Here is an 18282-nt window from a genome sequence, read left to right as displayed (position 1 = left end):
CGGCCGACTTGACAATTGCGTCGAGTCGCCATTGACTGGCCTGACAACCAAAACAAAGCCAGCAGCGCGAGGGGCCATGAACCAGGCGACGATCCACACACCGGCGGCTGACATCATCACCGGCGGCATCCCGGCTGAAGTCCGCCAGGCGATCATCGACCAGATTCATCGCTACGCCTATTTTTGTGACACAAAACAGTATCGTGAACTGCCCGGACTGTTCAGCGAAGACGGCGTGTTCGACGAGACCTGCCTCGGTTTCCCGCTGATACGCGGCCGGGCGGACTTGCAGAAGGTCTTCAACGTACCATCGGACAAGTACATCTACTTTGTCCATTATATCTCGAATATCCTGTTCAAGAGCTACGATGGCGAGCGTGCGACGGTGATGTCATACCTGCGCGGCGAGGGCATCCTGTCTTCGGGGGCACGACCCAGCGTGCTGGGCTATTATGACGATCTGTTCGTCCGCCGGGGTGACACCTGGCTGATCGCCACGCGGCGCCTGGTGCCGTTCGCGCCGCCAAGCGGGTTCACCGTCTGAAGCGCGGCGGACCGCGCCGCGCAACCATCGACCAGCCCACCTGCCGTGACCCGATCGATGGCTGCCCTCCTCTCCCCTGAAAGGCCCAGAAAAATGTCAGCCGAATTCGCCTCGCCGGACGTCACCGATATTCGCGGTCGCCTGGAACTATATGGCTTTGCCGTCGATGCCCGCCGCTGGGACCTGTTCGACCGCATCTTTGCCTGCGATGACCTTCATGTGCGGCACGGCGATAACGCCCCTTATACCGGGCTTGCCAAGTTCAAGGCCGGGTTCGATCGCGTGCATCTGGGTTTCGACCTGACGCGGCACAGCATGTCGAACTTCCTAATCGACGTGGCCGGCGATCAGGCCCGGAGCATCACCTACGGCCAGTGGCGACTCGTCCGGTTCGGCTGCCCCGGCGGGGATTGCTGGACTAGCGAGGGGTGGTACGAGGATCAGTGGCTGCGTACCGACGCGGGCTGGCGGATTGCCCGGCGCCAGTCATGGGAATTGTGGGGCGAAGGCAATCCGGCGATCATCGGTGTCGATCAGGCGCAGTTCGATGCGCGTCGCCGCCCGCTGGCCGACGCCGAACTGGCCCGCGCGCTGTTCGCCGGTTGAACGGGCGCCCTCAGCGATGGGTGCGCCGCGACTCCTCAATCACGCCGCGGATCGCCGCATGGACAGCGAAAGGCTGATCGATCATCAGATGATGCCCGGCACATGGCAGAGCAATAAACGGGGTGCCTTCGGGCGCCTGGGTTTGCTGCAAGGCGGCCATCGCCGGAGTGACCAGCTTTGATTCGGCGCCATAGATGAAGGTGAGCGGACACTTGGCCTGGGCCAGCGCGGACCACCCGTCATAGCCCTCAAGCCGCGGCCAGAAGTTGGGATCGAAGCGCCACCGCCATTCGCCGTTGGCATCCTGGATCAATCCGTTGCGCGCGATGTCATCCAGAATGAACAGGTTGTTGTGCTCCTGCGGCGGCGCCAGCCGGAACCTGGCGAGCGCGTCGGCCATGGTCGGATAGCTGCGGCCCTTGGTCGTCAATATTTCCTGCTCGTTGGTGGGCGCGACTCCGCAATCGAGCAGCAGGACCCGGCCGAACCGTTCTCCGACGCGGGCGGCCAGAAAGATTGCCGGTTCGCAGCCGTAGCTATGCGCAATCACGGTCGGCCGCTCGTCGGCGGCGAATAGCTGGGCAGCTTCGGCGGCCGCCACCGCTTCGTGGACCTGGACTTCCACCGAATAGGAGGGGCGCCAACCCGAGCCGCCCATGCCGGCAAGCGACATGGCGCAGACCCGGTAATCGCGGGCGAGCAGGGGCGACAGCGGCCCCCACCAGTGGGCGTGCGCAAAGTTGCCGTGGATCAGCAGCAGTCCGGGCTTGCCGACCTCACCCCATGTAAAGAACTCGATGTCGGCGCCGTCGACCTCGACCGTCCCCCTCTCCGGCTGGTCGCTCATGACGTCGGTATACCACTGCGGCGCGGGGGGCCTTTCACCGGCAAAGGCGGCCAGGGGATAGCGGTCGGTCGATCCGGCAAAGCTCATCATTCGGGTTCCATAAGGCAGGTGCATGGTCTGGGAGCCGCGGATCAGTATCGGGTCCGACGACTGGCGAATCGTGCAGGAGATGACGGCAAGCGGCAGCGAATGCCACATAAAAAAACAGGTCGGGGCCGCAACAGCCCCGCCCTGTCCGATCCTGCGCACCGCTGCCGTGGCGGGACTTGCCGCCCCGACCCAGCAGCGGGCGCCTATGTGCTAGAACTTGACCTGCAACTCCCCGGCGATGGAAGCCGGGCGGGCAAGAGCCCCGCGCGTGCCGGCGGTCGCGATTGCTATGGCCTGGTTGTATTTGCTGTTGAACACGTTGGTCCCGATCAGCGAGAGCCGCACGCTATCGCCCGGCCAGATCCATGTCGCCCGCAGGTTGGTCACATTGTACGCGGGTTCTTTCTGGGTGTTTGCCGCATCCCAGTAAAAGCTGCCGTTGAAATAGGTGTTACCCGACAGCTCGACCTTCGATGCGCCTACCGGCAGCGTGTAGTTCGCACCGAAACTGAACGTGTAGTCCGGCTGGCGGACCATGGAGTTGCCGGCTGCGATGACATTGTTCTGAGCGTTGCCGTCGGTCGCGCCGTTGACCGGGTTGACGGTAGGTGAGGGGGTGAGCGCAATGGCCCCGTTGAAATCCTGGTACCGTGCGTGAGTGTAGGCCGCACTCGCTGTCAGGCGCAGGCTGTTGGATACTGCGACCGACAAGTCTGCATCAACGCCGGTTATCTTCGCGCTGGCGGCATTCTGCAACCGGGTGATCGCAGGGCACGTAGTGGGCGGATTAGTGACCGGGCAGCCGACGAACGAGCTGACCTGAATGTTGCTATAGTCATAATGATAGACCGCAGCATTGAAGTTGATGCCGTTGCGCGCAATCTTCACGCCGCCTTCATAGGCCGTGACCTTTTCGGGATCGACCGCGGCAATAGCGGCAAGCGAGGTGGGCGCGGTGCTTGAGTTGTAAGCCCCGCTCTTGAAACCCTGGCTGAACGTCGCATACACATTGACGCGATCGCTGATCGCGTAGCGCGCCGAAAAGCGCGGCGTGAAGCTGTTCCAACTCTTGTCGAGCACGACGACCGGCGTTTGCGGGGCAAAGCCTTCGGAGGTGAGCTTCTTGTCCTCCAGACTGTAGCGCAGACCCGCGATCAAGGAGAGCTTGTCAGTCGCCTGGAACGTCAGTTCACCGAATACGCCCAGCGCCTTGGTCAGCACCAAGGAGCGCAGCAAGGGCGCATCGTTAAAGATATATTGCGGCTGGTTTGCGTTGTCGCGGAACAAAAAGACACCGCCAACCCAATTCAATCGGTGCGTTCCCGAAGAGGCGATGGTCAACTCCTCCGAATAGGAATCGCTGATGTTACGGTAGAAAATCTTCTGGATCGGCAGCGGGCCGCCGTCGAGGTCGGTCAGGTTGACCATGCTGACATGCTGGTAGCTCGTCACCGACTTGAATGTCACGGCGCCGGTGTCATGCTGCGCGGTCAGGCTGACACCGGACTGGTGGACCTCGTTCAGCGGATCAAGCGACAGCGAGGTGGTGCGTGGGATGCGCGCGTAGGGCAGCGTTGGATCCCTGAAGGCCGAACGCGAGTTGTTGAGCACGAAGTACGGAGTCAGCACCGAGTTATCGATCAAATCGCCCACGTTCGCCGCGAGAATCACCTTGGTCTGGCTCGACGGCTCCCACTTGATCTTGCCGACCAGACTCATCGTCTTGTGGGCGCCTACCGTGGTCTTGCGGTTGAGGTCATAGACATAGCCGTCATCCTGCCGGTACACGCCGGCGATATTGGCCGCGAAATCGCCGCTGCCGCCGGTCGCATAGGCCTTGATCCAGCGGTCGTTGAACGATCCGAACCCGGCGCTGGCCTCCACCGCAGTCTGGTTCTGAGGTTCGCGGGTGTAGATCTGGATTGCGCCGCCGGTGGCGTTGCGGCCGAACAGGGTGCCCTGCGGCCCCTTCAGCACTTCGATCCGGTCGATGTTGTTGAGCTCGAACAGGCCGCCCAGCATGGTGGCCTGGTAGACCCCGTCGACATAGGTGGCGACATTGGCGCTATCGCCCACGTTCGTCCCGGTGGTGCCGATACCGCGGATCGTCGGCTGGGTCAGGATGCCCGTCTGGCTATACTGGAGGCCGGGGGTGATCTGCGCAATGGCCTGCACGCCGGTGACTCCGGCGGCGGCAAGCGACTTGTCGCTCAGCACGCTCAGCGACAGCGGCACGTCCACCTGCCGTTCGGAGCGGCGCTGCGCGGTCACCACGATGTCACCTTCATTGGCATCTGACACGGCGGGCGCACTCTGGGGCGCGTCCGCTGCCCATGCAGGTGCGGCGCTGCCGATTGCTGCCAGCGAAGCGCAGGCAAGCAGAGTCAATTGTACTGTCTTGAAAGCCATGGCTGTTCCCCTTCCTAAAAACGTCGCGCCGCTTGCCCGTCTGACGTGCGTGCGCCGGCCTGTTTGGCTCTTGTAACGAAATCGTAAGCTATTTGACGAACCTGTCAATAATAATGTAGTTGTCCAACTCAGGCGACGGCTGGATCGGGAACCGGCTGCGGAGAGGACAATTTGGCCATGGCGGACGAAGCCCTTCGGGGAGAAGATCAGACCCCGGCTCCCGATCGATGGTATGTCGTCTTCGTGCTCGTCGCCGCAGCCATCCTCGCCCCCCCTGCTGATTGTGGTCCAGATCAGCCCCTACGATGCGTTGCGTCTGCGCGGCACCGCCACGCACACATCTGATTTTCCTGTTGACTAGACATATGTCTTTAGTCTGTTGGGTATCCATGGCCCCGTTTGAGCGGACTCGTGCCTGCCTGGCCCCAGCGCACCCTGTTGATAGGATTGAGGCGGCGCTGACCGTGCCGGCTTCGGGAGATTTTTCTGGTGGATAGCGCCTGGTTGATCTCGTCGCCTGTTGCGGCGCTGTGCGCCGCCGCCAGGGCAAAGCGGGACGCGGCGCGCGGCAGTGTCCAGACCTTCTCGCCCAAGGTGTTCATCCCCCTGACGCAGCTTTGCCGCGATCTCTGCCATTACTGCACCTTTTCACGCCCGCGGCCGGGACAGCGTGCCTACATGCTGCCAGAGGAGGTGCTGGCGGTGGCCCGCGCCGGTGCGGCGGCGGGCTGCACCGAGGCCCTGTTCACCCTGGGCGACAAGCCCGAGGTCCGCTTCGCACAGGCGCGGCGCGAGCTGGAGGCGCTCGGCCATGCCAGCACGATCGATTATCTTGAAGCGATGTGCCGTCTGGTCCTGACGGAAACCGGGCTGGTGCCGCATGTCAACGCTGGGATCATGACGGCCGACGAAATGCGGCGGCTCAAGGCGGTATCCGGTTCGCAGGGGCTGATGCTGGAAACCGTGGCCGATCGACTGTCGGCGCCGGGCGGTCCGCACTGGCGGTCGCCCGACAAGGTTCCTGCGGTGCGTCTGGCCGCGCTGGATCAGGCCGGCACGCTGGCGATTCCCTTTACCACCGGCCTGCTGATCGGGATCGGCGAGACCCGGCTTGAACGCATCGCGACGCTGGAGGCCATATGTGCCGCCCATGAGCGCCACGGGCATATCCAGGAAGTGATCGTGCAGAACTTCCGCGCCAAGCCACGCACACCGATGGCCGACACCGTCGAACCGGCGCTGGAGGATCTGCTGTGGACCATCGCCGCAGCCCGTCTGATCCTGCCGGCCGAGATTGCTGTGCAGGCTCCGCCCAACCTGGCCGATGCCGCCTTCCCGCGCCTGCTGGAGGCCGGGATCGACGATTGGGGCGGGATCAGTCCGGTCACCCCGGATCACGTCAACCCGGAACGGCCCTGGCCGGCGCTGGACACCCTGCGTCAGGCCACCGAGAAGAGCGGCCGGCGGCTGGTCGCCCGCTTGCCGGCCTATCCCGCTTTCCTGGACGCGCCCTGGCAGGATGATGGCCCACGGCGGGCGTTGATGGCCCACGCCGATGCCCACGGTATGGCGCGTATGGACGACTGGGCGCCGGGCCAGCCGCTCCCTCCCCGACTCCTGCCCCCGCTGTTTACACCGACATTACCCGGCCGGGCCGTGCGCGTGGGCGGCCCGGACGCCGACATCGCTGCCATTGTCGATCACGCACTGGCGGGAGAGCCACTGGACGAGGCGGCGATCGTCGCACTGTTCGCGGCGCGGGGCAGCAGCGTCGATCATGTCTGCGCGGCCGCCGATGCGCTCCGTCGCGCCGAACGCGGGGACGACGTCACCTTCGTCGTCAATCGCAACATCAACTATACCAACATCTGTGCCTACAAGTGCAGTTTTTGCGCCTTCTCCAAGGGTCGGGGAGCCGACAGCCTGCGCGGCGCGCCCTATGATCTCGACTTGGCCGAGGTGCAGCGGCGCGCGCGTGAGGCGGTGGCGCGGGGCGCGACCGAGGTCTGCATGCAGGGCGGGATTCACCCCGCCTACACCGGCGAAACCTATCTGGCGCTGCTGCGGGCGGTGAAGGCGGCCGAACCTGACCTGCACATCCACGCCTTTTCGCCGCTCGAGGTGCGTCACGGCGCCCAGACCCTGGGGCTCACGCTCGATACCTATCTTGCCTTGCTGAAAGAGGCCGGGCTTGGCTCGCTGCCCGGCACCGCCGCGGAGATACTGGTCGATGCGGTGCGCGCGCGTATCTGCCCGGACAAATTATCCACGGCCGAATGGCTGGAAACGGTCGAGGCCGCTCACCGCGCTGGCCTGCGCACAACGGCGACGATCATGTTCGGCCATGTCGATGGACCGCATGACTGGGCCATCCATCTGCTCGCGATCCGCGATCTTCAGGCCCGCACCGGCGGATTTACCGAGTTTGTGCCCCTGCCCTTCGTACCGATGGAGGCGCCGATGGGGCTGCGCGGCGAAAGCCGGCGCGGTCCGACCTTTCGCGAGGTCCGCCTGATGCATGCGGTAGCACGGCTGGCGCTGCATCCGTATCTCACGTCGATCCAGGTGAGCTGGGTCAAGCTGGGTGCTGCCGGTGCGTCGGCCTGCCTGGCCGGCGGCGCCAACGATCTGGGCGGCACGCTGATGGATGAGAGCATCAGCAGAGCGGCGGGCGCCGCGCATGGTCAGGAGTTCGCGCCCACCGCAATGGCGGCGCTGATCCGCGACCTGGGACGGGTACCGCGGCAGCGGACCACCCTGTACGGTCCGGTCGAGGAACGGGTTCAGCAGCGGGGCCACTGCGCTCCGCCGCTGGAGCCGGTTATCCTGACCCCGCCGGTGCGGCACAGCAAGAAGGGAGAGTATGTTGACTGACGGCAAGACCATCGCGGTACTGGGCGGATCCGGCAAGGAAGGCGGCGGCCTGGCGCTGCGCTGGGCCCACGCGGGACATCGCGTCATCATCGGCAGCCGAACGGCGGAGCGCGCGGCGGAGGCTGCGGCGGCCCTGTGCGACGTCCTCGGTGGCAGCGCCAATCTGACCGGCATGGCCAACCCCGACGCGGCGGCGGCGGCCGACATCGTCGTGCTCTCTGTCCCCTATGCCGCGCAACAGGCCACGGTACGCGAAGTGGCGCCGGCACTGGCAGGCAAGATCCTGATCGACGTGACCGTGCCGCTGGTGCCGCCCAAGGTGAGCCGGGTCCAGCTACCCGACGGGGGCAGCGCGGTAGAGGCGGTGCAGCGTTTGCTCGGTCCCGAAGTGCGGGTGGTTTCCGCCTTCCAGAACATTTCCGCCCATCACCTGACGAAGCTCGACGAAGCCGTGGAATGCGACGTGCTGGTCTGCGCCGACGACCCGGAAGCGGCGGAGGCCGTGGTCGATCTGGCGGCGCAAATCGGGCTGACCGCGTGGAACGCCGGCCCCTTGTGCAATTCGGTGGTGGCGGAGGGGCTGACAAGCCTGCTGATCGCGCTCAACCGCCGGTACAAGGTGCCCGGCGCGGGCATCCGCCTCACCGGCCTGCCGCGTCCCTAGGGCCGGGCGGGTGCCTTCGGCCTATTCGGTCACCGCGCTGAGCGGCGTGCCCATGGTCAGGCCGGGGGACGATCTTGCCGCCGTGGTCACCGACGCGCTCGCGGCAAGCGGCATGACGCTGGAGGAGGACGATATCGTCGTTCTGGCGCAGAAGATCGTGTCGAAGGCCGAGGGGCGGCAGGTGTCCCTGTCCAAAGTAGAGCCTTCTGCCGCTGCGCTCGAACTGGCGCGCGAAACGGGCAAGGATCCGCGTCTGGTCCACCTGATCCTCGACGAAGCCGAGGCGGTGGTGCGCGTGCGGCCCGGCCTGCTGATCGTGCGTAACCGCCACGGGCTGGTACTTGCCAATGCCGGGATCGACCAGTCCAATGTCGGGGTCGGCGACGTGCTGCTGCTGCCCGCCGATCCCGATGCCAGCGCCGCGCGTCTGCGCACGGCCCTGCTGGCCGCCACCGGGCGAACCGTCGCCGTACTGGTGATCGACAGCCTGGGGCGGGCCTGGCGCATGGGCACCGCGGGAACCACGATCGGCCTGGCCGGAATGCCCGGCGTGCTCGACCTGCGTGGCCGCCGCGACCTGACCGGGCGACCGCTTGAGTCCAGCGATCTTGCCTTTGCCGACGAAGTGGCTGCGGCCGCATCGCTGGCCATGGGGCAGGCCGACGAAGGGACCCCGGTGGTGATCGTCCGTGGCCTGACCTATCCGCGCAGCACCGATCAGGCCCGCAGCATCGTGCGCCCCGCGGCCATGGACCTGTTCCGGTGATTGTCGCGCTGGCCGGCGGGGTGGGCGGCGCACGCCTGGCGCGGGGTCTGGCGGACCTTCTACCGCCCGAGGAGCTGGTGGTCGCGGTCAATGTCGGCGACGACTTCACACATCTGGGGCTGGCGATCTGTCCGGACATCGACACCGTGACGTACACGCTGGCCGGCCTCAACGACGAACATCGCGGCTGGGGCATCCGCGACGAGACATGGTCGTTCATGGCCGCCCTTCGCCAACTGGGCGGCCCGGACTGGTTCGCGCTGGGGGACCGTGATCTTGCCAAGCATGTGCTGCGGACCGAGCGGCTGCGTCGCGGCGATAGCCTGACCGCGATCACCCACGATCTGGCGCGGGCGAGCGGGGTGATGCACAGGGTGATCCCGGTCAGCGACGACCCCGTCCGATCCATCGTGATGACCGATGCGGGCGACCTGTCGTTCCAGGACTATTTCGTGCGCATGGCCTGCGCGCCGGTATTTCGCGGCATCCGCTTCGAAGGCGCCGATGTGGCGCGGGTCAATCCGCAGTTGCGCGCGGCGCTGGCCGATCCCGCGCTGGCCGCGATCGTGATCTGTCCCTCGAATCCGGTGCTCTCGGTCGCTCCGATCCTCGCCGTGCCGGAGGTGGCCGAGGCTCTGCGCCGCGCGCGGGTACCGCGGATTGCAGTCTCCCCCTTCATCGGCGGTGAAGCGGTCAAGGGGCCGGCGGCCAAGATCATGCGCGAGCTGGGACTGGAGCCGGGCGCCGCAGTCGTCGCCGAACGCTATGCCGGACTGGTCGATGCCGTGCTGTGCGATCACCGCGACCCGGCGGCCGGGCAAACGGTGGCGGGCATCGCCCTTATCGCCCGCGACACCCTGATGCAGGGCGCGGCCGGGCAGCAGCGCCTGGCGGGCGAGTGCCTGGCCCTGGCGGCCGAATTGCGGAGCGCGGGATGAACGCCAGTCTGGTCATCGCCGTCCGTCCGCCGGAGGAGGGCAAGACCCGGCTTGCCGCCGCACTGTCCCCTGCGGCGCGCGCGGCGCTGATCGAGCGGATGTTCCGCCATGTGCTGACCACGGCGCTGGCCGCCGCGCCGACCGGCGGGGTCCATGTGATCAGCCGCAGTGCCCGCCTGCTGGCACTGGCCAGCGCGGCCGGGGCGCATGCGATCGTCGAAGTGGGCCGTGGCCTCAATCCGGCGATCGCGCAGGCCGCGATGCTGTGCGATCCGGCCCATGCCCTTCTGGCACTCAGCGCGGACCTGCCCCTGCTGACCGTGGCCGATCTGACCGCGCTGGACCGGGCGCTGGGCGGGGCCGACGTCATCGCCGCACCGGATCGCGCACGCATGGGCACCAACGCGCTGGCGATGCGGCATCCAGGGACGATCGCGCCTGGCTTCGGCGCGGGCAGCCTGGCGCGCCATCGCCGACGGGCCGGTGCCGCCGGCCTGCGCTTCGGCCTCGTCTTCCGCCCCGGCCTGGCCGCCGATCTCGACCTGCCTGCCGATCTCGCGCTGCTGGAACCGGCGGAGCCGTTGATCGCGGAGTGCGGGTCGTGACCCCATTACCCTATTGAACAAGGAGAGAGAATGATGCGCTTTTCGCTACATGCGCCGTTGGGCGATATCACCCCGGGTGAGTTCCAGACCATGGACTCGGTGCGCCGCATCGCTGCCGCATTCGAGGCGGCGGGGATCGATGCCGCCTATGTGACCGATCACCCGGCGCCGAGCGCGGAGTGGCTCCATGCCAATGGTCATGATGCCGTCGATCCGTTCGTCGCGCTGTCGTTCCTTGCCGCCGCCAGCACCCGCCTGCACCTGATGAGCTTTGTCGTCGTGCTGCCCTACCGCAATCCGTTCATCACGGCCAAGGCTGCGGCCACGCTGCAGGTGCTGTCCGGTGGACGGTTCATCATGGGTGCCGGCGGCGGCTATCAAAAGATCGAGTTCGAAGCACTTGGCGTGGACTTCCACAAGCGCGGCGCCCTGTTCAACGAGGCGCTGGAGGTCATCGACATGGCCTGGAGCGGCGGCGCGGTGGTCAAGCAGGGCAGCAATTTCAACGCTACCGGCAATGAGCCGCGCCCTGTCCCCGCACCACGGCCGCCGATCTGGATCGGCGGATCGACGGACAAGGCGGTGCAGCGCGCAGCGCGCTGGGGCGATGGCTGGCTGCCGGTCTTTGCCGCCCCCACCCTGGCCAAGATCAATCGGGAAACCTTCATCCAGACGCACGAGGAACTGCGCGACAAGATCGTGATGTTGCAGGACCTGCGCGCGGCGGCCGGGCGCACCGGCCCCTTCGAGATCGGCATGTCCCCGCGCGAGAAGCCCGCAGTGGGAACGCGCGCCGGGGCCGACCGCTACATCGAGGCGCTGGCCGAACTGCGCGAAGTGGGCGTCACCTGGGGCGTGGTCGATCTTCCGCACCCCAACCTGGAGGCGTTTCTGGAGAATGTGCAGTGGTTCGGTGAAGAAGTCGTCGCCCGGATCGGTGCCGGTTCGGGCAGCCAGCCCTGAACCATTCCACAGTTCCGGGGAAATGGTCCCGGTGTCGAAACACCATCCTGACAAGTGGAGCAGGCAATGCAGGATCTGGCAGAAGTTGTAGCGGCCCTGAGCCGTCGGGTCGAACAACTGGAAGATGAACGCGCGATCAGGGACATATTGTGCAAATATGCCCTCGCGGTGGACGGCAATAACGCCGATGCCATGGCCGATCTTTATGCAGAGGATTGCGAGATAGACATAGATGCCGTGGCGTTCTTCAATGGCCGGGAGGATGCCAAGCGTATCGTAACCGGCGAGGCACATCAGTCGATATTGCCCAACTGCGCGCACATCATGGGCCCATTTGCGATTGCGATCGACGGGACCAGCGCGGTGGCAACCGGCTATGCCACGATCTTCGTCCGCGAGGATGGCGCGGTGGGCGTGTGGCGCCAGGCCTATGGGCGCTGGGAACTCACCAAGCGTGACGGTCGCTGGCAGATTCTAAAGCGCCAGTCGCGCTCCACCGGACGGGTCGAATCGATGGCGCTGCTGAATGCGGCATTCGGGGACATGGCCGGGCCTCCGCCCTCCCAAGTTTGAGGCCGCGGCTCGCCGAAAGCCAAAGCCGGGAGGGAAGAACCAGATAGAACAAATAGAACAAATAGAACAAGGAGATGGAAATGGATCGTCTGAAAGCATTGGTGACCGGCGCGAGCCGTGGCATTGGCCGGGCCATCGCGCTGGACCTCGCACGGGCCGGGTACGACGTGGCGATATCGGCCCGCACCCGCGTTGCGGGGGAGCGCCATGACCATGGGTTGAGCATCCATCGTACCGATGACCGGCCCCTGCCCGGCTCGCTGGAGGAAACGGCCCGCGACATCGAGGCACTCGGACGGGAGGCATTGATCGTCCCTGCGGATCTGCTTGACCGGGCCTCCGTTGAGCAATGCATCGCCCGCATCCGCGATGCGTGGGGTGACCTTGACGCCATCGTCCACAACGGACGCCATCTGGGCCCCGGGATGATGGACCGGTTCATGGACATTCCGCTGGATGCTTACGGGAAGTTCTTCGAGGCGCATTGTGTTGCCCCGATCCTGATTACGCGCGCCTTTCTCCCGGCCATGGTCGAGCGCCGGCGTGGCGACATCGTCAACATCACGTCGCTGTGCGCCTATCGTTCGCCGTCGGCCGCTCCCGGAGAGGGCGGGTGGGGCCTGGGATATTCCGTCGGGAAGTCCGCGGGACATCCGCTCGTCGGCGCGCTTCACGCGGAGTTTGCCGGGCAGGGAATCCGCGCCTTCAACGTCCAGCCCGGCAGCGTTGCAACCGAACGCAGCGAAATGGTCACACGCGAATACGGCCGCAGTCTCGATGGCGCCGCGCCGCCGGCTGTGATCGGCGCCGTGGTGGCCTGGCTGCTGACAGATCCGGCGGGCGGCGCGCTTGCCGGCACCTGCATCGAGGCACAGGATCTCGCGCGCGAGCGAGGGCTGTATCCGGGATGGGGCTGACGTCGCCCTGGTGATCCATCACCGCCATTTCGAAAAGGCATGGGAGATGCCTCTGGCGAGCAGCGCCACACAAGACCGCCACCAATTATCCGATAGGAGTTGTCATGACCGAGAACGATTCCACTGACCGTCTGCTGATAGTCACCGGCGCGGCATCCGGCATTGGCCTGGCCAACGCACGGCATCTGGCGGGGAAAGGCTACCGCGTGCTGATGTGCGATCTGAACGCCGAGAAGCTCGCCAGTGTCGCGGCGGAACTGGGCGGCGCGGCCGAGGTGCTGGTGGGCGACATCAGCTCCACCGCCTTTCCGGCCTCGCTGGTGGCGCAGGTCGCAGGTCGATCCGTCGCCGGCATGGTCCATTGCGCCGCGCTGTCGCCGACAATGGCTCCGGCCGCGCGCATCCTTGAAGTCAACCTGGCGGCAACGATGCGGCTGACCGAAACGGTCCTCCCCCTGCTGAGCCCAGGGGCGGCCGCAGTGCTTGTGGCGTCCTGCGGCGGGTATCAGATCGGCGCCGGATTCGATCCCCAGATCGAGGCGGCAACCACGCCCGCCGCTGTCGCGGAGCTTGTCCCGCTCTGCAACGATAGTTCCGTCATTGCCTATTCCCTTTCGAAAAGGGCCATTCACGCGCTGGTGCGGCGCGAGGCGAAGGCATTTGGGCGACGAGGCGCCCGGATCGTTTCGATCTCGCCGGGGATTATCGAGACCCCCCAGTCCACAGCGGAACTGCGCGCAATGCCCCAGCTAAACGAGATGATCGAGGCGACTGCCTTTGAGCGGCTCGGCCAACCCGAAGAGATCGCGGAGGTCGCGGCCTTCCTGTGCAGCCCTGCGGCCAGCTTCGTGACGGGGACCGACCTCCTTGTCGACGGCGGCTGCCTGGCCACCTACATGTCCCCGGCAGGCCGATAGCGGACAGGACCGGCCCCGAATACCTCCGGGGCCGGCCGGCCTGACTACCCGTCCAGCCCGCAGACGATCCGGTCGGGCGACAGCGGCATGTCCAGCCACCGTTTACCGAAGGGGGCCAGTGCATCGGCAATGGCATTGACCAGGGTCGGAGGCGAAATCATGGCCCCGCCCTCACCCACGCCCTTGAAGCCGCCGGGCGTCGACGACGGGGTACACATGTGCCGATACTCGATCCGGGGCACGTCCAGCCCTGTCGGCAGCAGATAGTCCTTCAGCGTCACCGCGAGAGGCTGTCCGTCCTCGTCATAGCGCAGATGCTCAAACAGCACCCCGCCGATGCCCTGGACAACGCCACCGGCGATCTGGCCCTCGACGATCGAGGGATTGATCAGCTCGCCGCAGTCACCCCCCGCCACCCAGCGCAGGATCGAAACCTTGCCGGTCTCCACATCGACTTCGCAGATGCAGGCGTGCGTGGCATTGGCCATCACCATCGGCGGCGGACGATAGCGATACTGGCTTTCCAGCCCCATCTCCATGTCCGGCGGCAGGCGGTCGGGCGCGACATAGGCCATCTGCGCGATCTCGGCCACTGACGATCGAACCTCGGGCGCCCCGTCGATGGTGATCACACCATTGTCGATGCGCACCGTATCCGGGCTGGCGTTATAGGCGTAGGCGGCGATCCGCTCGATCTTCTCGCGCAGCAGGTCGGACGCCTTGATCGCTGCCCCGCCCCCGGCCACGGCCTGGCGGCTGCCGCCCGCGCCAGAACCGAAGCCGGTACGCGAACTGTCGCCTTCGACCACGGTCACATCCTCGAACGGCACACCCAGCCGCTCCGCGATCACCTGCGCGAGCGATGTCGCCGTGCCATGACCCTGGGAAAAGGTGGTGGTCATCGCCGTTACACGGCCATTCGCCTCGATCCGAACATGGGCCACGTCGGAGGCGAAATAGCCGAACGAAACCGTCGTCGGCTCAATCCCGTTGGCCAGCCCCAGCCCCAGGTAGCGCCCCTGTTCGCGCGCCTGCGCCTGTTCGCGGCGGAACGCGGGCACATCAATCGCCGCAACGGTCATGTCCATCGTCTCGCGCGGACTGATATCGGTCAGCACAAAGCCGGCTGCCGTCTGGAAGGGCTGATCGGGCTTGCCGATGATGTTCTTGCGACGCAGTTCGATGGGATCGACGCCCATCTGCCGGGCGGCCACGTCCATCATCGTCTCACGGGCGAACATCTCCATCATCCACGGGCCGCGATACGGCACGATGCCGCTGGCATTGGTGTACCAGCCCGCCGCCTTCCAGCGATAGCGGGGCACCCTGTAGGGGCCGGGAAACATCGGCGTCACCAGACTGGCGCTGGACTGCATGGCATAGGGATAGGCCCCGAAGTCGCAGTCATAATCGACATCGGCGGCGATCAGCAGGTGATCCGAATCGAACGCCAGCCGGACATGCATCTGGTCTTCGCGGCTCTGGCCGGCGGCGATCAGGTTTTCCAGCCGGTCCTCGATCCACTTGACGGGTCGGCCCGCCAGCATGGCCGCGGCAATCACCGCCAAATCGTCGCGCTGGGGCGACATCTTCAGGCCGAAGCCGCCGCCCACGTCCTTTCCGACGATGCGCACCTGCTGCTGGTTCAGGTTGAACGCGGTCGCAATGTGCAGCGCGGACAGGTGCGGACTCTGGCAGGCCGCGTGGATGGTCAGTTCGCCGGTTCCGTCCGGTACGGCGACCATTCCGCGCGTCTCCATCGGCATGTGCGCCTGCCGGCAATTGCGGATGGTGTCCTCCACCACATGCGCGGCCGTCGCGAAGATCGCGTCGATCTCGTCATCCGGGCCGCTGTCCATGGCATTGACCAGATTGCTGGTCACATGCGGGTGGATCGGCGGCATGGTCTTGGCTGCGGCAATACCGATGACGGGCGCCTCGGCGCGATAGTCCACCTCGACCAGGGCGGCCGCATCCTCGGCTATCGCGCGTGTGGTCGCGAGTATGATTGCCACCGGATCGCCGACGAAGCGGGCGTCGGTTCGCGCCAGCAGGCCATTGTCGGGCGGCGGGCAGCCCGGCATGTCGAACACCGGGTTGCCGGGCCGGCAAGCCACCCGGTCGAGGTCCGCCGCAGTATAGACCGCGAATACCCCGGCCAGTTCCCGCGCACGGGTGGTGTCGATCCGCAGGATCTGGCCGCGTGCCACATTGCTGCGCACAAATGCTGCGTGCAACATCCCCGCCACGACCACGTCGTCGATATAGGTCCCCCGCCCGGTCAGCAGCCGGCGGTCCTCCTTGCGCTGGATCCGCTTGCCGATGAAGCGGGCGCCGGTGGCAACTGGATGTTCGTTCACTTGCGGTCCTCCGCCAGTCGGTCAACCACGCGCAAGACGCCCTGATAGCCGGTGCAACGGCACAGGTGGCCGGACAGTGCCTCGCGCATTTCCGCAGCGTCGGGACGCGGCTCGGCACGGTCGAGCGCCACCAGCGTCATCAGGAATCCCGGCGTGCAAAATCCGCATTGCAATGCGAACTCCTCTCGGAACAACTGCTGGACCGGATGCAGTTCGTCCGGCCCGCTGGCCAGCCCCTCCACAGTCTCCACCTTCTTGCCGTTCGCCTGGACAGCGAGCATCAGGCATGACCGGACCGCCTGGCCGTCGACAAGCACCGTGCAGGCCCCGCAGACGCCATGTTCGCAGCCGGCGTGGGGACCGGTGCAGCCGGCATCGCCACGCAGGAAGTCAAGCAGCGTACGCCGCGCCTCGGCCGTCCCCTCGATCTGGCGACCGTTCAGTTCGAACTCGATGAAATGCAGGCTCACGCGGTGATCCCCCCGGCCAAAGTGCGAAATCTGCGCTCAAATATGCGCGCGGCGACCGTCCGCCGGTAGTGGGCGGAGGCGTGGAGGTCTTCGGAAGGCTCAACCTCGGCCAGCGCCAGATGCGCCAGTTCGCGCGGATCGATGTCGGCGATCGCGGCTCCGGTGAGTGCCTGTTCCGCGGTGGTAGCGGCCACCGGGGTCGGCCCCATACCGAACCAGGCAATCCCCGCCCGCTCGACCCTGGCATCCCGGACGTCGAGCAGCATCACGAGCCCGACCAGCGCGAAATCGCCACGCCGACGCGCGACCTCATGAAAGACGATGTGGCTGGACGCCGGCCACTCCGGGAAGTGGATGGCAATCACCACCTCATCGTCGGCCCGTGTCGTCGCATAGGGGCCCAGGTAGAACTCCCGCGCCGGAACCTGCCGCGTGCCGCGGGAGGAACGCAGTTCGATGCTGGCCCCCAGGGCCACAGCGACCGCCGGCTGTTCGGCGGCCGGCTCGCCCAAGGCGATCGATCCGCCGACGGTACCGCGCGCCCGCGTCTGATAATGGCCGACATGGCTCAGGGCCTCGCCCAGCACCGGCAGATGGCGGGCAACGATCGGATCGCGCAGGGCCGCGGCCTGCCGGGTGCGCGCGCCGATGCGCACGCCCTCTCCTGTCCGGGCGATGCCGGCCATGTCGTCGGCCGGGTTGATGTCGACCAGGACCGTCGGGGTCGCCATGCGCAGGGCGAGCAGCGGCATCAGCGTCTGTCCGCCGGCCAGGACAGCCGCATCCGTCCCTGCCTCGCCGAGCAGGAATACCGCTTCGTCGGCCGATCCGGCCTCGATGTAGTCGAAGGGGGCGGCTTTCATCCGTGTTGCCTCTCCATTGCACTCGCCAGCCTGGCGATCGTGTCGGCGTCCAGGCTGACGGTCGTCGTCGGCCGCTCCGCGCGTTGCCCGAGCAGGAAGGCGGCGGCGGCAACCACGATCACGAGCAGACCCACCGCTGCCCCGGCCAGACCGCCCGTGCCATCCCAGCCGGCTGCGGTTCTGCCCAGGATGAACCCGCCGATCAGAGCCGCGAGCAGCAGCAGCACGCCGATGCCCACCGGGACACCGCCGGAACCTGCCGGAACCGGCAGCGGGACAGCGGCCGGACGCGGCACCGACGTGATCGTCGGCCGGTCTGCCGTTGCCTGCTCCGTGCGAGCGGCGGCGGGCGCGGGTGCGGGTGCCTCGGCCTGGCGCTTGACCACCTCTTGCGAAAACCGGGCGAAGAACACCCCGGCGAGCTGCTTGGCAGTGATGTCGATCAGCTTGCCGCCCAATTGCGCCAGGCGCCCGGTCACCTCCGCCGCAACTTCGTAATGCAATACGGTGGCATCGCCATCGGCGACGAGGCGGACATCCGCCCCGCCCTTGGCCGCGCCGGCGGCCCCGCCACTGCCTTCCCCGCTGATGCGGTAGCTGTGCGGGGGAACGCGGTCGAACAGCTTGACCGTACCTCCGAAGCGGGCGCTGATAGGCCCGACCTTGATAGTGGCCGCGGCCTTGAACCCGTCGTCGCCCTCCGGTTCGAGCGACTGACAGCCCGGAATGCAGGCGCGCAGGACGTCGGCATCGTTCAGCGCAGCCCAGACGGCTTCGATCGGTGCGGCAATCCGCTGCTCACCGGTCATCTTCATCGTGATTGGTTCCTGTCTTCTTCCTGCTCGGCAAGGGCCGCCGCATATTCCACACACGGTC

Annotated in this window: 17 protein-coding genes; 11 read left to right on the top strand and 6 right to left on the bottom strand. The window is 66.5% G+C overall.

Going from position 1 to position 18282, the window contains the following annotated elements:
* The first annotated feature begins 76 nt into the window (after positions 1–76).
* Together ACETPF_RS15320 and ACETPF_RS15315 are read left to right on the top strand one after the other, a co-directional pair.
* Complete coding sequence (locus ACETPF_RS15320; protein WP_373935417.1) at positions 77–544, top strand: nuclear transport factor 2 family protein; 468 nt, start codon at positions 77–79, stop codon at positions 542–544.
* A 93-nt stretch (positions 545–637) separates the two neighbouring features.
* The gene (locus tag ACETPF_RS15315) at positions 638–1150 is read left to right on the top strand and encodes a nuclear transport factor 2 family protein (protein WP_373935416.1); all 513 of its coding nucleotides are present in this window, start codon (positions 638–640) and stop codon (positions 1148–1150) included.
* Between the two features lie 10 nt (positions 1151–1160).
* Here the strand turns inward: ACETPF_RS15315 and ACETPF_RS15310 are convergent, their stop codons facing one another.
* Both ACETPF_RS15310 and ACETPF_RS15305 read right to left on the bottom strand, forming a co-directional pair.
* Positions 1161–2195, bottom strand: coding sequence for an alpha/beta fold hydrolase (locus tag ACETPF_RS15310; RefSeq protein WP_373935415.1), 1035 nt, complete (start codon positions 2193–2195; stop codon positions 1161–1163).
* A gap of 102 nt (positions 2196–2297) precedes the next feature.
* Positions 2298–4496, bottom strand: coding sequence for a TonB-dependent receptor (locus ACETPF_RS15305; protein ID WP_373935414.1), 2199 nt, complete (start codon positions 4494–4496; stop codon positions 2298–2300).
* Between the two features lie 489 nt (positions 4497–4985).
* Here ACETPF_RS15305 and cofH point away from each other — a divergent pair, with 489 nt between their 5' ends.
* The 9 genes from cofH to ACETPF_RS15260 all read left to right on the top strand — a co-directional run bounded on the left by cofH (position 4986) and on the right by ACETPF_RS15260 (position 13713).
* The gene (cofH, locus tag ACETPF_RS15300; protein ID WP_373935413.1) at positions 4986–7370 is read left to right on the top strand and encodes a 5-amino-6-(D-ribitylamino)uracil--L-tyrosine 4-hydroxyphenyl transferase CofH; all 2385 of its coding nucleotides are present in this window, start codon (positions 4986–4988) and stop codon (positions 7368–7370) included.
* Positions 7363–8034 (top strand): NADPH-dependent F420 reductase, encoded by a 672-nt coding sequence (gene npdG, locus ACETPF_RS15295; protein ID WP_373935412.1) that lies wholly within the window; start codon positions 7363–7365, stop codon positions 8032–8034. The genes cofH and npdG overlap by 8 nt, the downstream gene beginning before the upstream one ends.
* A 10-nt stretch (positions 8035–8044) precedes the next feature.
* Positions 8045–8800: a coenzyme F420-0:L-glutamate ligase gene (gene cofE / locus ACETPF_RS15290; RefSeq protein ID WP_373935411.1), complete on the top strand. Its 756-nt coding sequence runs from the start codon at positions 8045–8047 to the stop codon at positions 8798–8800.
* Entirely contained in the window at positions 8797–9738 is a 942-nt protein-coding gene (gene cofD, locus ACETPF_RS15285) for a 2-phospho-L-lactate transferase (protein ID WP_373935410.1), read from the top strand. The genes cofE and cofD overlap by 4 nt, the downstream gene beginning before the upstream one ends.
* A complete protein-coding gene (cofC, locus tag ACETPF_RS15280; protein ID WP_373935409.1) occupies positions 9735–10343 on the top strand; it encodes a 2-phospho-L-lactate guanylyltransferase in 609 nt (202 codons plus the stop codon). The genes cofD and cofC overlap by 4 nt, the downstream gene beginning before the upstream one ends.
* A gap of 30 nt (positions 10344–10373) precedes the next feature.
* The gene (locus ACETPF_RS15275) at positions 10374–11306 is read left to right on the top strand and encodes a TIGR03619 family F420-dependent LLM class oxidoreductase (RefSeq protein ID WP_373935408.1); all 933 of its coding nucleotides are present in this window, start codon (positions 10374–10376) and stop codon (positions 11304–11306) included.
* 66 nt (positions 11307–11372) lie between these two features.
* Positions 11373–11879, top strand: a complete 507-nt coding sequence (locus tag ACETPF_RS15270; protein ID WP_373935407.1) for a nuclear transport factor 2 family protein — start codon at positions 11373–11375, stop codon at positions 11877–11879.
* 80 nt (positions 11880–11959) lie between these two features.
* Positions 11960–12796, top strand: coding sequence for an SDR family NAD(P)-dependent oxidoreductase (locus ACETPF_RS15265; protein ID WP_373935406.1), 837 nt, complete (start codon positions 11960–11962; stop codon positions 12794–12796).
* A 104-nt stretch (positions 12797–12900) separates the two neighbouring features.
* Positions 12901–13713, top strand: a complete 813-nt coding sequence (locus ACETPF_RS15260; protein ID WP_373935405.1) for an SDR family oxidoreductase — start codon at positions 12901–12903, stop codon at positions 13711–13713.
* A gap of 44 nt (positions 13714–13757) precedes the next feature.
* Here ACETPF_RS15260 and ACETPF_RS15255 read toward each other — a convergent pair whose 3' ends face one another.
* From ACETPF_RS15255 to ACETPF_RS15240, 4 genes are read right to left on the bottom strand one after another with little or no spacing between them, the layout of a single operon-like run.
* Complete coding sequence (locus ACETPF_RS15255; RefSeq protein WP_373935404.1) at positions 13758–16073, bottom strand: xanthine dehydrogenase family protein molybdopterin-binding subunit; 2316 nt, start codon at positions 16071–16073, stop codon at positions 13758–13760.
* Entirely contained in the window at positions 16070–16543 is a 474-nt protein-coding gene (locus ACETPF_RS15250) for a (2Fe-2S)-binding protein (RefSeq protein WP_373935403.1), read from the bottom strand. Before ACETPF_RS15250 ends, ACETPF_RS15255 begins: the two co-directional genes overlap by 4 nt.
* Positions 16540–17406 carry an FAD binding domain-containing protein gene (locus ACETPF_RS15245; RefSeq protein ID WP_373935402.1) on the bottom strand — a complete coding sequence of 289 codons (867 nt, stop codon included), beginning with the start codon at positions 17404–17406 and terminating at the stop codon, positions 16540–16542. Before ACETPF_RS15245 ends, ACETPF_RS15250 begins: the two co-directional genes overlap by 4 nt.
* Positions 17403–18221, bottom strand: a complete 819-nt coding sequence (locus ACETPF_RS15240) for an SRPBCC family protein (protein WP_373935401.1) — start codon at positions 18219–18221, stop codon at positions 17403–17405. Before ACETPF_RS15240 ends, ACETPF_RS15245 begins: the two co-directional genes overlap by 4 nt.
* Positions 18222–18282: the final 61 nt, after the last annotated feature.

The sequence above is a fragment of the Sphingobium agrisoli genome (assembly GCF_041877245.1).
GTDB lineage: Bacteria > Pseudomonadota > Alphaproteobacteria > Sphingomonadales > Sphingomonadaceae > Sphingobium.
This window is presented reverse-complemented; position numbering and strand designations above follow the sequence as displayed.